This is a genomic window from Alteromonas portus (assembly GCF_005117025.1).
GTDB classification, from domain to species: domain Bacteria; phylum Pseudomonadota; class Gammaproteobacteria; order Enterobacterales; family Alteromonadaceae; genus Alteromonas; species Alteromonas portus.
In genome coordinates, this window is the sequence record NZ_SWCO01000007.1 from 244,407 (window position 1) to 259,323 (window position 14,917).

General features: G+C 44.9%; 14 protein-coding genes. 10 read left to right on the top strand and 4 right to left on the bottom strand.

The features are described 5' to 3' along the window. Positions 1-2: 2 nt before the first annotated feature. The 4 genes from cyoB (at position 3) to cyoE (ending at position 4,055) form a co-directional block, all read left to right on the top strand. The gene (gene cyoB / locus E5672_RS12780; protein ID WP_136782537.1) at positions 3-1,991 is read left to right on the top strand and encodes a cytochrome o ubiquinol oxidase subunit I; all 1,989 of its coding nucleotides are present in this window, start codon (positions 3-5) and stop codon (positions 1,989-1,991) included. Continuing rightward, on the top strand, positions 1,988-2,605 hold the full coding sequence (gene cyoC / locus E5672_RS12785) for a cytochrome o ubiquinol oxidase subunit III (protein ID WP_131136877.1): 618 nt from the start codon (positions 1,988-1,990) through the stop codon (positions 2,603-2,605). Before cyoB ends, cyoC begins: the two co-directional genes overlap by 4 nt. Further along, positions 2,605-2,976 carry a cytochrome o ubiquinol oxidase subunit IV gene (gene cyoD / locus E5672_RS12790; protein WP_014999970.1) on the top strand — a complete coding sequence of 124 codons (372 nt, stop codon included), beginning with the start codon at positions 2,605-2,607 and terminating at the stop codon, positions 2,974-2,976. The genes cyoC and cyoD overlap by 1 nt, the downstream gene beginning before the upstream one ends. Positions 2,977-3,158: 182 nt before the next feature. Next, complete coding sequence (gene cyoE, locus E5672_RS12795) at positions 3,159-4,055, top strand: heme o synthase (RefSeq protein WP_136782538.1); 897 nt, start codon at positions 3,159-3,161, stop codon at positions 4,053-4,055. 82 nt (positions 4,056-4,137) lie between these two features. Here cyoE and E5672_RS12800 read toward each other — a convergent pair whose 3' ends face one another. Beyond that, positions 4,138-5,964 carry a DUF885 domain-containing protein gene (locus tag E5672_RS12800; RefSeq protein WP_136782539.1) on the bottom strand — a complete coding sequence of 609 codons (1,827 nt, stop codon included), beginning with the start codon at positions 5,962-5,964 and terminating at the stop codon, positions 4,138-4,140. 167 nt (positions 5,965-6,131) lie between these two features. On the opposite strand from E5672_RS12800, the gene ppiC reads away from it, so the two are divergent. Further along, complete coding sequence (ppiC, locus tag E5672_RS12805) at positions 6,132-6,413, top strand: peptidylprolyl isomerase PpiC (protein WP_136782540.1); 282 nt, start codon at positions 6,132-6,134, stop codon at positions 6,411-6,413. Positions 6,414-6,504: 91 nt separating this feature from the next. On the opposite strand, the gene E5672_RS12810 is transcribed toward ppiC, so the two are convergent. Beyond that, positions 6,505-7,251 (bottom strand): hypothetical protein, encoded by a 747-nt coding sequence (locus E5672_RS12810; protein ID WP_136782541.1) that lies wholly within the window; start codon positions 7,249-7,251, stop codon positions 6,505-6,507. Positions 7,252-7,349: 98 nt separating this feature from the next. Continuing rightward, positions 7,350-7,535 (bottom strand): DUF6435 family protein, encoded by a 186-nt coding sequence (locus E5672_RS12815; protein ID WP_136782542.1) that lies wholly within the window; start codon positions 7,533-7,535, stop codon positions 7,350-7,352. A 516-nt stretch (positions 7,536-8,051) separates the two neighbouring features. Between E5672_RS12815 and E5672_RS12820 the strand changes: the two genes are divergently transcribed. The 5 genes from E5672_RS12820 to speA all read left to right on the top strand — a co-directional run bounded on the left by E5672_RS12820 (position 8,052) and on the right by speA (position 13,572). Then, on the top strand, positions 8,052-9,209 hold the full coding sequence (locus E5672_RS12820) for an NAD(P) transhydrogenase subunit alpha (RefSeq protein ID WP_136782543.1): 1,158 nt from the start codon (positions 8,052-8,054) through the stop codon (positions 9,207-9,209). Between the two features lie 2 nt (positions 9,210-9,211). Beyond that, positions 9,212-9,493: an NAD(P) transhydrogenase subunit alpha part 2 gene (locus E5672_RS12825; protein ID WP_014951245.1), complete on the top strand. Its 282-nt coding sequence runs from the start codon at positions 9,212-9,214 to the stop codon at positions 9,491-9,493. A gap of 11 nt (positions 9,494-9,504) precedes the next feature. Next, positions 9,505-10,893: an NAD(P)(+) transhydrogenase (Re/Si-specific) subunit beta gene (locus E5672_RS12830; protein WP_136782544.1), complete on the top strand. Its 1,389-nt coding sequence runs from the start codon at positions 9,505-9,507 to the stop codon at positions 10,891-10,893. 187 nt (positions 10,894-11,080) lie between these two features. Next, entirely contained in the window at positions 11,081-11,503 is a 423-nt protein-coding gene (locus E5672_RS12835; RefSeq protein ID WP_136782545.1) for an arginine decarboxylase, read from the top strand. Positions 11,504-11,661: 158 nt separating this feature from the next. Further along, positions 11,662-13,572, top strand: coding sequence for a biosynthetic arginine decarboxylase (gene speA / locus E5672_RS12840; RefSeq protein WP_136782546.1), 1,911 nt, complete (start codon positions 11,662-11,664; stop codon positions 13,570-13,572). A gap of 63 nt (positions 13,573-13,635) precedes the next feature. Here speA and E5672_RS12845 read toward each other — a convergent pair whose 3' ends face one another. Continuing rightward, positions 13,636-14,784 carry a serine hydrolase domain-containing protein gene (locus tag E5672_RS12845; RefSeq protein ID WP_136782547.1) on the bottom strand — a complete coding sequence of 383 codons (1,149 nt, stop codon included), beginning with the start codon at positions 14,782-14,784 and terminating at the stop codon, positions 13,636-13,638. Positions 14,785-14,917 lie beyond the last annotated feature (133 nt).

The window sequence follows — 14,917 nt, forward strand, 5'->3', positions numbered from 1 at the left end:
TCATGTCTTTTTTAGGTAAATTATCTATAGAGGCCGTGCCCTATCACGAGCCCATTATCATGGTGACACTTGCCGTAGTGGCACTGCTTGGTGTGGTTATAGCCATGCTAATCACCAAACATAAACAGTGGGGTACCCTGTGGTTTGACTGGATCACGTCTGTCGACCACAAACGTCTTGGCATTATGTACATTGTGCTAGCTATGATCATGCTGCTTCGCGGCTTTGCCGACGCCATTATGATGCGTACTCAGCTTGCAATGGCAACCAATGGTGCGCCCGGCTATCTACCGCCAGAGCACTACGACCAAATCTTCACAGCTCATGGCGTTATCATGATCATATTCATGGCGATGCCGTTTATGATTGGCTTAATGAACATCATTTTGCCTCTGCAAATTGGTGCTCGTGATGTGGCGTTTCCTTTTTTAAATAACTTAAGTTTTTGGCTAACCGCAGGTGGCGCAATTCTGGTGAATGTGTCTTTAGGGTTAGGTGAATTCGCAAAAACAGGGTGGGTTGCTTATCCGCCGCTAGCCGGGTTGGAGTTTAGTCCCGGGGTTGGCGTCGACTATTACATATGGGCCCTGCAGATATCCGGGCTCGGCACCCTGTTAACTGCCGTAAACTTCTTAGTTACCGTGTTTAAAATGCGTGCACCAGGCATGAAGTTAATGCAAATGCCTATTTTCACCTGGACCTGTACGTGGGCGAATATACTGATTGCCGCGTCGTTCCCTATTCTTACCGCTGTGTTGGCTATGCTAACCCTAGACCGCTATATGGACTTCCACTTTTTCACGAATGAAGCCGGCGGTAACTCTATGATGTATATCAACCTGTTTTGGGCGTGGGGACACCCTGAAGTTTATATTCTGGTACTGCCTGCATTTGGTATTTTCTCAGAGGTTATATCGACGTTTACCGCTAAACGTTTGTTTGGCTACAAGTCGATGGTTTACGCATCGGGCGCCATTGCCATTCTAGGCTTTATTGTGTGGCTGCATCACTTCTTTACCATGGGGTCGAGCGCCAATGTGAATGCTTTCTTCGGCATTATGACCATGGTTATTGCTATACCCACGGGTGTGAAACTATTTAACTGGCTGTTTACCATGTATCGAGGCCGTCTTGTACTAAGTGTGCCTGTGCTATGGACATTAGGTTTTATGGTGACTTTCACTATCGGCGGTATGACAGGGGTGTTACTTGCCATCCCTGGTGCTGACTACGTACTGCACAATAGCCTATTCCTTATTGCCCATTTTCATAACACCATTATTGGTGGCGCCGTGTTCGGCTACCTGGCGGGCTTTGCCTTTTGGTTCCCGAAAGCCATTGGCTTCAAGCTTGACGAAAAAACCGGAAAAGCAGCCTTTTGGTGCTGGCAGATTGGTTTCCTTTTGGCGTTCATGCCCCTTTATGTGCTTGGCTTCTTGGGTATGACACGCCGCTTAAATCACACAAACAATCCTGACTGGAATATCTGGTTATACATTGCTGCATTTGGTGCGTTTGTTATTGCGATTGGCATTTTCTTCCAGCTACTACAGCTGTTTGTAAGCTTCAAAAACAAAGAGAAGCTTAACGATACAACGGGCGACCCATGGAATGGTCACACGCTAGAGTGGTCAACGGCATCACCACCTCAGTTCTATAACTTTGCCAACATACCGCATGTGAAAGACATCGATGCATGGACGGATATGAAGGAGCGCGGCGAGTCGTATCAACGCCCTGAAAAATACACACCTATTCATATGCCAAAAAATACTTCAGCCGGAGTTTTCATGAGCATGAGCTTTACCCTAATGGGCTTTGCGCTTATCTGGCATATTTGGTGGCTTGCTGTTGTCGGTTTAGTGGCAGGAATAGGAGTATTTATTAAGCGTTGTTATACCTCGGATGTTGATTACTACGTGCAGGTAGATGAGGTTGAACGAGTTGAAGCTACGCACTTAAGTGCTAATACAGTGGGAGGTCGCTCATGAGTACTATTGCATCATCAAATACAGTGCCAATGCCAAATGAGCATGCACACGAAGAACACCATGAGAACAACACGGTGTTTGGTTTCTGGTTGTATTTAATGACCGACTGTTTGTTGTTTGCATCTTTTTTTGCTACCTACGCGGTGCTGTTCATGAACACGGCAGGGGGTGTGTCTGGCAAAGATATTTTTGAACTCAACTTTGTGGCTGTGGAAACCGCCGCGTTGCTTCTAAGTAGTATCACCTTTGGCTTCGCCATGATTTGCGCTCACCGACAAAACAAGTCAGGTGCACTTACTTGGCTGGCAGTGACATGGGCACTGGGAGCGTGTTTTATCGGTATGGAAATATACGAGTTCCATCACCTTATTGTGCACGGTAACGGGCCGCAGCAAAGTGCGTTTTTAACGGCGTTTTTCTCGCTAGTGGGACTGCACGGACTGCACGTTACAGCGGGTCTTATTTGGATGACGATCATGTTTATCGAAGTAACCCGCCGGGGTCTAGGTGAGCAAACCGTTACCCGACTTAGCTGCTTAAGCTTGTTTTGGCACTTCCTCGATATCGTATGGATATGTGTATTTACTGTAGTGTACTTGATGGGGGCAATGTAATGGCGTTACACGATGCAAAATTAGCTTCAAATACGGACGGTCACGCTTCATCGACCCACAATAGTGATGACGTACATGGCGATGTGAAGTCTTATGTTATTGGCTTCATTCTATCTGTGGTGCTCACCGCTATTCCGTTCACTCTAGTGATGAATGGCGACCTATCTAAAGTTACCACGATTTGGAGCGTGGTAACCTTGGGCTTGGTTCAAATTTGGGTGCACCTTAAGTACTTTTTGCACCTTAACTTTGTCACCGAAGAAGGCAGAGCCAATACGTTTTCGTTTTTATTCAGTGCGCTCATTATTTTCATGGTGGTGGGTTTATCCGTTTGGATCATCTACGAATCGAACGCCATGATGATGTATTAGCAAATCTCTGTGTATACGTGGTCTAGCCTGACGATCATGTCAGGCTTTTCAATGTTTTTACTTCATCGCGGTCAGTACGTTAGGCCCTCATGTTTCGCCCTTCTAATGGGGGCAACTTTGGGGCTTCTCAGTACACCTTGATACGCGCCTAGATGAGCGCATTCTAATTTTGGATTTTACCCATGACCTCTACTTATAAACGTTACCTGTTAGTCACTAAGCCCGGCATCATAATGGGCAATGCTATTTCAGTAACGGGTGGTTTCTTGCTAGCGTCCCGTGGCGAAATAGATTATTGGTTGCTGCTTGCCACGCTTATCGGTTTGTCGCTGGTGGTGGCGTCGGGGTGCGTAATTAACAACTGCATTGACCGAGACATAGACGGAAAAATGCAGCGCACCGCAAATCGGGTTACGGTGACAGGCGAGTTGCCATTACTTACTGCAATGTTGCACGGTGCAGTGCTAGGCGTTGCTGGGTTTGGCTTGTTAGCGCTTTACACCAACTTTACTGCCGTATTTTTTGCCGCCTTTGGCTACGTGATTTATGTGGGCGTTTACAGCCTGTATATGAAGCGGAACTCGGTATATGGCACGTTTGTAGGCAGTCTTTCCGGTGCTGTTCCACCTGTAGTTGGTTATTGCGCGGCGAGCGGTCAGTTTGATACGGCCGCAGCTATTTTGCTGGGAATGTTCAGCATTTGGCAAATGCCCCATTCTTACGCCATCGCTATCTTTAGATATAACGACTACAAGGCGGCGGATATTCCCGTATTGCCTGTATCGCAAGGTATTGCGAAAGCAAAACGCCATATTGTTCTTCATATTGCATTATTTGCTTTAGTAGTAATGCTGCTTCCGCTTAGCGGTTATACGGGCATTGGCTTTTTAACGGTTGCTTTCGCAACTAGCCTTTGGTGGTTATTAATGGCACTGCGCGGGTACAGACCCGACATCAACGTAGAAGGGTGGGCGAAACGAGTATTTGGTTTTTCCATTGTAAATATAACGCTGTTATCTGTTGCTATGTCAGTGGACTACCACACGTCAGTGAACAGTTTGTTTGCGATAGCTTTGTAGTGTTAATGAGCGCTTTTGCCTTAATGACATACCAAAGACAAAAGCGCTGCGTACTACGGTCGTTCTACAATGCTTATACTTTCTAGCTTTCGGCGAGCTTTTCTTCAATGTAGTCGTCTACCAATTCTTCAAGAATAGCTAGCGGCACAGCCCCATTTTTAAGTACCACATCGTGGAAATCGCGTAAGTCAAACTTATCGCCTAATGCTTGCTTGGCTTTTTCGCGAATTTCTAGAATTTTAATCATGCCCACTTTGTAAGAGGTGGCCTGTCCTGGCATAACAATATAGCGCTCAATTTCAGATGTGACGTCACTCAGGGCCATCCCCGTATTGCGCACCATATACTCAATGGCTTCTTCACGGGTCCAGCGCTTATCGTGAATGCCTGTATCAACCACTAAACGCACAGCTCTAAATAATTCAGCTTGCAGACGACCTAAGTTATCTAGCGGCTTATCTTGAAAGCCCATTTCCCATGCTAAATATTCTGTATACAGCGCCCAGCCTTCAGTGTAGGCGGTAAAGGGCGACATTTTACGAATAAAGGGCATGCCTTCCAGTTCCATTGCTAACGCTACTTGGAAATGGTGGCCCGGAATACCTTCGTGGTAGGCCAGTGTGCGCATACTGTATTTAGGCGTTGCTTTGATATCGTACAAATTTGCATAAAACCTGCCCGGGCGAGAACCGTCAATTGCAGGCTGTTGATAATAAGCGCCCGGTGCCGTTTTTTCTTTAAACTCAGGAATGCGGACGACTTCCATACCTGCTTCAGGGCGAATTCTAAATGCTTCGCTAATACCTGCGTCAATTTCATCGAGTATGGTTTGGTAATCTTTAAGAATTTGTTCGCGACCTTCATCACTGTCTTCATAGTAATGAGAGGGGTCTGCGGCTAGCGCGTCCATAGCGCTAGAAAAACCCTGAGTTACGTCATAGCCTTCACCAGCAAGAATAGCCAACATTTCGCCCTGAATTCTTGCTACCTCTTTTAAGCCTAGGTTGTGAATTTCATCGGCAGTCATGTCAGTGGTAGTGAAAAAGCGTAGCGCGTTCGCGTACACTTTGTCGCCGTCAGGTAAATGCCAGTAGCCGTGGTCATTGCCGGCTTTGGCTTGAAGCATGGTGAAGTAATCAATAAATAGCTGGTAGGCGCGATCTACATCATCACCTATTATCGTTTGAGCTTCGGCTAAAAACGCATCTTGCTGCTCTTCAGAAATTTCTTCCGTCTTCGACATTTTCTCTTTCAGCGAGCTATAAAGAATATTTTCTTCTATTGGCGAAGCAATGAAGTTATTCATCTCATCAAGTACACGTTCAATAACGAAACGGGGAGGAATAATGCCTTTTTCCTCTCGCAATTTGAGGCCCTCGAGTACCTGCGCAAACTTTTCGTCTACTGCACGCAACCGGCTTAAGTAGTTTTCTGCGTCAGTAGCATCATTAATTTGATGCTGACCTTCCATAAAGCTGGGAAACCCATTTTGTACACCGAAAAGCTGGTTTACTGGATAGCTGTGATATTGATATGGCTCGTTACGTATAAGGTAATCAAGCAAGTAAAGTGTGATTTCTTTTGAAAGCTGCTCGTCTTTATTCAAGTCTTCGTCGTCATACGCTAACACCCCTTCGCGAATATGACGTGCTTTGTCGAACAAGGCTGCGTTTTTCTCTAGGCTTGCGTCATCTAACTCGGCGTTGTGACTTTTAATGCCAACTGATTCTAAAAAACCAAGGGAAGTTAAAGTCTCAGGGCTATCAAAGGCTACCTTTACTAGTTCTCGATTAAGTAGGTTATTAAAGTAAAAAGGTTTATCTGCATACCACTCGTGCGCAGCAAATGTACCGCCTGCTAATAGAATGACAAGTAAGCCAGTACCAATCCATTTAAAAAATCGTTTCATCGTTATTATTGTCCGAATTTTGTCCAGTTCTTACGTTAACGGAAACAGTAGCGGAAAGTAAAATTGATTTGTAAAAGGGTATTTCAATCGCTCGGATGCTTTGCTCTTACGGATAGCACTGCCCTCGTTTATAATCCTCAAATCTTGATATACAAATAGGCTTCACAATGGCAACGGCATCTGCACTTCACATTTTGGTAAAAACAGAGAAAGAAGCGCTTTCTATTTTAGAGCAGCTTAAAAAGGGCAAGGACTTTGCTACCTTGGCGAAGCGTTATTCTAAATGTCCGTCGGGTAAGCGGGGCGGCGACCTTGGTGAATTTCGTAGAGGCCAAATGGTAAAAGCCTTCGACGATGTGGTGTTTAAAAAAGAGGTGCTTAAAGTACACGGGCCAGTGAAAACACGCTTCGGCTTCCACCTTATTAAAACGCTCTATCGTAGTAATTAAAACCGTGTTGTCCAAACCGAAAGCCGCTAACGCCGAACCAAGCCCGGCGCTTTCAACAAACTTTCAAAGCAGGGTTTGGCTAATTACCTTACTAGTTTCCCAGTTCCCATTTTTCACCGCATACTGAATTTTGGGTAAATATCGCGTAGGGGCTGTTGGTGTCGTGAAGTGAATTGCGCAGTGCGGCACCGTGATCTACCGTAATAAATGGCGTATCAGGTGCCTTGCCTTGCTCATCAAGCATAAAATAGTCGCTTGTGTAGCTAGTTAGCTTCATACGGTTTTCATAACCCATATCGCTTAAGCGTACCCGGGTGATAGCTTTAAATTTAGCCTTGGGATTTGAAAGCCCCACAATTTTCTTAAAAAAGTAGCCTTTATCTGATTGGAGCTGCGAAAAGCCATTTAAGGCGTTAATTAAGGTTTTCAAATCTATGGCTTCGCGCTGCAGCATGAAGTCGTGCTGGATGGCGTTGCCATCTTTTCTAAGGCTGTCTTTCGAAGGCGTTTTGCCGGCAGTATAAGCCTGCTCTGATTCCAATGATGACAGGTACTCTTGTCCTGCTTCTGCATAGTTAACCAGTGCGCTTGTGTTCATGTTTACGTAGTAGTCGCTTATCCCAGCTGGTACAACTTCAAACAGCATGACATCAGCGGTAACTGCGCCGCGTTCCTCAGGCGTTTGAGGGCCCTTCGCTTCGCATTTATCAGAAATGAAATAGTAATATTGGCCAGCCTCAATGGCGAAAGCTGCATTAGACAGCACCGCGCAGGTGGCCAAGAACATTAGCCTGGAAGTGGACTGTTTAAATGCTGTTATAGCACTGCCTATTTGCATATCAAAAACGCCTTATTGTTTGATGCATTTATATTTGAGGCATCATTGTAAGGGCTTAAATAACAAAGGGCGAGAAAACGAGTTAAAAATGACGTTGGCTATTTTTTTGCGTTGTCTGTGCTTTCTAACTTTTCAATCTCTTTCCAAAGTGTCTCAGACTCAGCCGTTAGCAGCGAATACGTTTTGATATCGCCATTTCGTTGTGCATGCATGGCTTTTTCTAATAAAGCATCGTATTGCTTGCGCATTTTTTTCGTTGGGTTGTTTTTGAAAAGTCCAAACATGTCGAATGTCTCTTTGCTGTGGTCAGCGCTATAACGCTGCGAGGTTATGTTTCGATCACTAACCTTGATTAACAAACTTTCATAAACCCGATTCGCGCTTTCACTTTTTTACCGCGCCTTTGTTCGCTTAGAAGATTTTACAAAGTGCTCTTACAGCATTCTTAAAGCAACGTTCAAAGTTTACTTTTGTGCAAAAAATGAACGCATTTTTATTTATTCATATGGTGAATGAATATTCATTGGTCGCATTTGTTGACTGTATGCCATTTCTTTATTCGTATTAGTTATTAGTCGTAAGGAAAATGTAGTAGTTAAGAATAAGTGATTAGCGTACTTTTGCTCTCTATTCGCCTAAAAATAAAGCGGTGCTGTACTAACCGGCTGTCAAAAGAACAGGGCGGGTAATTAAAAATTGAATGTAATTTAGCCAGAGAATGCCAAGCATAAGCGAATTAAATGGTTATGTTGCATTTGGACAGTGTCATTCTCAAGTTGCCGAAAAGTGAGGAGGTGTGTGTGAAAATCATAATATTAAATGAAGCAAAAACGCCAGATCCCCTAAATAATGTGGAGAAGCGCTGTGCTGCTACGCCAAGCAGTGCACAGCGTCTGGTGAAGAAAGGCGCGACTTTATTGCTCGAAACCGGTGCAGGAAAGGGTGCAGGTTATTCAGATAAAGAATATCAGGACGCAGGCGTAACAATCATTAATGATGTAGATGAAGCATTATCAACAGCAGATATGCTGGTGGCGGTGAATAAACCCACCGATGCGCAGCTAGCGTTGATGAAAAAAGGGGCCATTGTGGTAGGCCATCTTGACCCTTTCTTTCAGCAACCGCTTATTGAATCTATTGCCTCAAAAGGGCTAACCGCAATTTCTGTAGAGATGATCCCCCGCTCTTCTCGCGCACAAAAAATGGACGCATTGAGCTCTCAAGCCAGCCTTGCCGGTTACGTAATGGTGATGCAGGCCGCTAATCAGCTGCCATCAATACTCCCAATGATGATGACTCCTTCAGGCACCATTAAACCAGCAAAGGTATTTATTATTGGCGCAGGTGTAGCGGGCCTTCAGGCCATTGCAACGGCGAAACGCTTAGGGGCAAACGTGCTTGCTTACGACACACGTGCGGTAGTGGCTGAGCAAGTAGAATCTCTAGGCGGTAAGTTCCTTAAAATCGACATTGGGGAAACAGGCCAAACGAAGGACGGTTACGCAAAAGAACTGACCGACGAACAAAAAGCAAAGCAACAAGAAGCGCAGCGCGACGCGATTGCCGACTCTGACATTGTTATAACTACCGCCCAACTATTTGGTCGCAAACCACCTGTTCTTATTTCAAAAGACACCCTGGCACTGATGAAACCAGGCAGTGTTGTGGTTGATATGGCGGCTACATCAGGCGGTAACGTTGAAGGTTCGGTGGCGGGCGAAACCGTAGAAATTAGTGGTGTAAAAGTAATCGGCAACGGCAATTGGAGTCAGTTTGTTGCTAAAGCCGCCACCGATATGTACGCCAATAACATCTACAACCTTGTTGATGAGTTCTTTGAGGATGAAACCAAAACTTTTGGGTTGAATCTGGAAGACGACATTCTAGCTGGCTGTGTAATTACCCACGACGGCAAGATAACCAACGACATGCTTAATAACGCATACAAAGGAGCCTAATCATGGAAATCATTTACCTACTTTTCATCGTGCTGCTGGCTGCTTTTTTGGGTTTTGAGTTAATTCGGAAAGTGCCTGCTACATTACATACACCCTTGATGTCAGGCTCTAACGCAATATCAGGTATTACGTTGGTGGGCGCATTAGTCGCATCGGGTAGTGACAATAATCTGTTAACCACCATTCTTGGTACCGCTGCGGTGGCGCTAGCCAGCATAAACGTAGTGGGCGGTTATCTTGTTACCGATCGCATGCTTGGCATGTTCAAGAAAAAAGATAAATAAGGAGTACGCAAGTGAGTGATATCGTAACTGTAATAAACCTTGCGTACGTAGTTGCTGCGGCACTATTTATTCTGGGACTTAAATTACTTAGCCATCCAGATACAGCTAAGAAAGGTAACTTCATTTCTGCCATTGGTATGCTGGTTGCTGTAGTTGTTACCTTGCTTGATCAGCAAATAATTAGCTACCACTACATTCTGTTAGGGTTTGTACTTGGCGGCGCTTTTGGTGCGTGGAAAGCTAAAACCGTTGAAATGACGGCAATGCCCGAGATGGTATCGCTGTTCAACGGTTTTGGTGGTGCAGCGTCATTGCTTTTAGGTTGGGCAACGTTAGCCGGAATGAGCCTAATAACGCTTAAAACCGAAAGTGCATTTACTTTTATTACCCTGTTTTTCACTATTTTAGTTGGGGGAATTACGTTCTCAGGCTCAGTGGTAGCGTGGGGTAAACTGTCGGGCAAAATGAGCTCTAAAGCCGTTATTTTTACAGGGCTTCGTGAGCTAAGTATCTTGCATATTATCGCTATGGTAGTGATTGGTTACTTCTTTGCTACCGACCCTAGCAACCCGCTTTGGATATATTGTGCTATCGCGCTGTCATTAAGCTTTGGCTTGTGGGCTACCATTTCAATTGGTGGTGCAGATATGCCGGTGGTTATTGCGCTTTTAAATAGCTACTCAGGTGTAGCAGCGTCGGCGGCAGGTCTTGCTACAGGTAACACAATATTGATTGTTACCGGTTTACTAGTAGGCGCTTCAGGTTTAATTCTTACCAATATTATGTGTAAGGCCATGAACCGTTCATTGATGAATGTGTTGTTGTCTGGCTTTGCCAAGCCGGTAGAAGCTGGCGAAAAAATAGAAGGTGAGATTAAAGTATTAGCCGCGCAAGATGCATTTTATGTATTAGAGGCCGCGCAAGCCGTACTGGTGGTGCCGGGTTACGGAATGGCGGTTGCGCAAGCGCAGCATGCGGTACGTGAACTGCAATCATTACTGGAAGAAAATGGTTGTACGGTTGATTACGCCATTCACGCTGTAGCAGGGCGTATGCCGGGTCACATGAACGTATTATTGGCAGAAGCTGACGTGCCTTATGACCAGCTATACGAAATGGATGACGTTAATCCGCGCATGGAAAACTACGACGTGGTTATTGTTATCGGCGCGAACGACGTGGTTAACCCAGCGGCTAAAGAGATGAAAGGCAGCCCTATTTACGGCATGCCAGTCATCGAAGCCCATCGTGCGAAAACGGTGTTTGTACTTAAGCGTTCTGCGAATGCCGGTTTTGCTGGCGTAGACAACCCGCTGTTTTTCAAAGACAACACGCGCATGGTATTGGGTGACGCCAAAGACACGATAAACAGTATTATCCGTGAGTTCGGAGACGATTAGTACGATGTCTATTCTCTTATAGGTAACCATAAAAGGCCTGCGTATACGCAGGCCTTTTATTTAAAGGTATAAAACCTGATTACAACGTACTACAACTTTAGTTGTGATTAACGAGTTTCGGTTTTAGTATGTGAAGGCTATAGAAGTTGAATTCACTATTCATATAGTCATAGAGATGTACGAATAAATGTCTACGACCCCTTTTCATATTGAGCCGTTTAGAAATTGTATTTTGGTCACGCTTCGTGGCGAGTGGGATATGTCTACCAACATTCAGTATCTCGCTAAACTTTCTGACTGCTTGAAAACCCGTAAAGGTAGACCATTCCACCTATTTGTAGACATGCGTGGTTGGCAAGTCCCCAATTCCGATACCTTCAATCAAATAAAAGCACCTATAAAGTTAGATAGGCGAAGTCAGCTCAGTGAGACATGGCTGGAAGATGAAGCAACAGATGCTGACCACATTGCAGAGAAGTTTTTTGCCGCGCCATCAATTAAACTAGGATTTGAACTTGAACGTACTCAAAGCATCTCAGAGTTTATAACCCATTGTGAAGATAAAGCAGATAACGTTGTTATAGACTATGTTCGAACATGGATAGGCTAAAAAAGCTGGCGTACGATAAACAAAATTAGTCGCGACAATAGATATTTTACATCGCAACAGGGCTCGCGTTCAGTCTTTCGTTGTCTATAATACGCTGCTTATTTTCGCACTTTCTATGCTAGGTATTGGCCTAGCCCACTTACAAATAGGTGAATAAATTGTCAGATTGGAGCATCGAAGAAGCGGAGCGCGTCTATGGCGTGTCTCAATGGGGTGGTGGCTATTTTCAAATTGGTGAAAACGGCAATGTACATATTACCCCTGTTCCTGAAGATCCTAGCATTCGAATCGACTTTAATTCGGTAATTGAAGATATCCGCAAAGAAGGCGTGCAGTTTCCTGTCGTAGTGCGCTTTCACGACATTTTGCGCTCGCAAGTTGCTGGATTGAACAAAGCATTTAGAAGCTCCATCGAAGAAGCTGAATATCAAGGCCAGTACCAAGGTGTTTATCCGGTAAAAGTTAACCAAATGCGCGAAGTGGTTGAAGAAATTGTCGATGCTGGCAAGCCTTACAACTACGGCTTAGAAGCGGGTTCAAAAGCCGAGCTGCTAACAGTGTTAGCCATGAATACCAATGAAGAATCGCTGACTATTTTAAATGGTTATAAAGACGACGAAGTTATGCGTCTTGCGCTCTTAGGCAGAAAGCTGGGACGCCGCGTTGTGGTAGTGGTTGAAAAGTACACTGAGCTTCTTCTTCTTGTGAAAATAGCGAAAGAGTTGGAAATTGACCCTATCATCGGTGTGCGCTCTAAAATGACGGTGAAAGGTCGTGGTAAGTGGGAAAGCTCCGGTGGCGAACGTGCGAAATTCGGCTTAACCATTACTGAGATCATTAACGCAGCTCGCTACCTTGAAGAGCAAGGTATGGCGCATTGCTTGAAGCTACTTCATTTCCATATTGGCAGCCAGTTAACTGACATTCGTGCAGTTAAAGAAGCCGTAACTGAGGGGGCGCGTATTTATGCCGATCTTCATAAAATGGGCTTCGCGCTAGACTATGTTGATGTAGGCGGTGGTCTTGGTATCGACTACGACGGCAGTAACTCAACTAATGAGTCTTCGCGTAACTACAGCATGCAAGAATATGTTGCTGACGTTGTCTATGGCATGAAGGAAATGTGCGACCTTGAAGGCGTACCGCATCCTCACCTTGTAAGTGAAAGCGGGCGAGCAATCACCGCACATCACAGCTGCGTTATTACAGAAATTGTGGGCGAAATTAAGTCTAATGCATCGCAAATGGATACCTCTGCAAAAGAAGGCGAACATTTCTTCTTAAAGAATATGCGTGAACTTGCAGAAACGTTTGATGAACAAACGAATATGCATGAAATTTATAATGATGCGTCGCAGTATAAAGAACAGGCGCTAGATGCATTTAAGCTTCGCGTGTTGTCACTTGAAGAGCTAGGCAAAATAGAAACGCTTTATTGGGATATCATGGGCCGCTTACAGCAGTGGTATCGAAACGAAGAATATGTGCCAGAAGAGCTTCAAGAGCTGGATTACAGTTTGTCGTCTCAATATCTGTGTAACTTCTCTGTGTTTCAGTCGGCTGCAGATACATGGGCAATCGACCAGTTACTGCCAGTAGTGCCACTTATCCGCATGAATGAAGAACCCACGGTTAATTGCTCGCTAGTGGATATTACCTGTGATAGCGATGGTAAAATTGATCAGTTCACCATTGGCCGTGAAATTACTGATGTATTGCCAATGCACCCACTTAAGAAAGATGAGCCTTACTATATTGGTTTGTTTTTAACGGGCGCTTATCAAGACGTAATGGGCGATATGCACAACTTGTTTGGCCGCTTAAACGAAGTGCACATTTACAGCTATGACGACGATCCGGAAGACTTCTACATTGAAGAAGTAGTGAAAGGTTCGTCGGTAGAAGATGTACTTAACGTTATGCAGTATAACCCACGTGCAATGGCGTCAGATGTGAAGCGCATGATAGATAAGCACGTGTGGGACGGTAAATTGAATCCTCGCGAGGGGGTACGCTGGACCGACTTTTATGAAAACTGTTTAGCGGGTTACACTTACCTTAAACAGTAAGCCGCAATATAAAACAACGGGCTTGTGGTTTATTGGTACAGGCCCTAAAAGCCGATGTAGCTGTTACTTAGCTGCGTCGGCTTTTTTCAAAAAGCGCTTCCAAAGTTCGGCTGTTGTCGAATTAATCATATTCGACTCTGCGTTCATCAGCATCACATAGCCTACTTTTTCTTCGGGTAAAAACGCCACGTCTGCACGGTAGCCTTTTACCCATCCGCCGTGATAATTAAGCTGCTTGCCATTTAAATCATAAATACGCCAGCCCAAACCATAGTGAGCATCGCTTATCATACCGCGCCAGCCCCTGCGATAGGTTTCACGCTTAGTTTTTACTCGTTCTGTCGTGACGTAGTCTACCATTTCATCAGAAATCACCGTTGGAAATTCTCCCAGTAACGCCTGCAAATAAATGGTCATATCTGAAATACTGGCGTTAACACCAGCAGCAGGCGAAAAACGGTAGTAGTTGCTTTCTACTTTTCCTTCACGCCACTTGTTTCTGGCGATAGCAATGTGTGGTTGTGCCCATGACTTTGACGCAAGCAAACCGCCTTTTCCTACACTGGCGGTTTTCATGCCCAGTGGTGAGAACAGGTTGGCCTGTAGTTGTCGCGAGTACGAGGTATTGTTGTTGCTGAAATAGTATTCCAATGCGCCAAAGAGTGCATTTTGATAGGTGTAGCATTCGCCTGGTGCACATAGGGGCTCAAGTTCACCAAGGGATTTGAGTACCCGTTCTAGTGAATAGTCCGCTTCAATCAGGTTGTCGTAGGCGTTTGGCATAAAGCCGCTGGATTGACCAACAATATGTTGTAGCTGCAGCGCCCCCATCCCTTGCCCAGTAAAGGGTATGTCAGGCAATAAAGTGGAAATTGGCGTGTCCCAACTGAGTTGGTTTTTTTCAACCAGTTTAGCTGAAAGTAGGGCAGTGAAAGTTTTAGAAACAGAAGCTAGCCTGAAAACTGTATCTTCAGTGATCTTCTCACCGCCCTTTTTACGTGTGTTTCCATAAACGTAAACCCTAGGCGCTTTACCCTGTTCATAAAACACAAAGGCGTAACCTGGCACATTGTATTTTGAGGCTTCTTTTTTAACGTAACTTGCGTAGTCATCAAGCCAATCAGCAGAGGCACCTTGAGTCATGACTATTGAAGTTGCAAATAGCCAAAATGGTGTCAGGCGCAGTAGTAAAGAGCGCAAAGAATTCAGCATACAGTCAGCTCGTTATGCCTGTGGCTTCTAACGTTTCTCACAGGGCGTTAATTATTATTATCGCATTATTATGCGTTTAGCCGCATCAATGATCAAATGTCGCTAATTGGGCTCACCAAAGCTGCTCATTTTT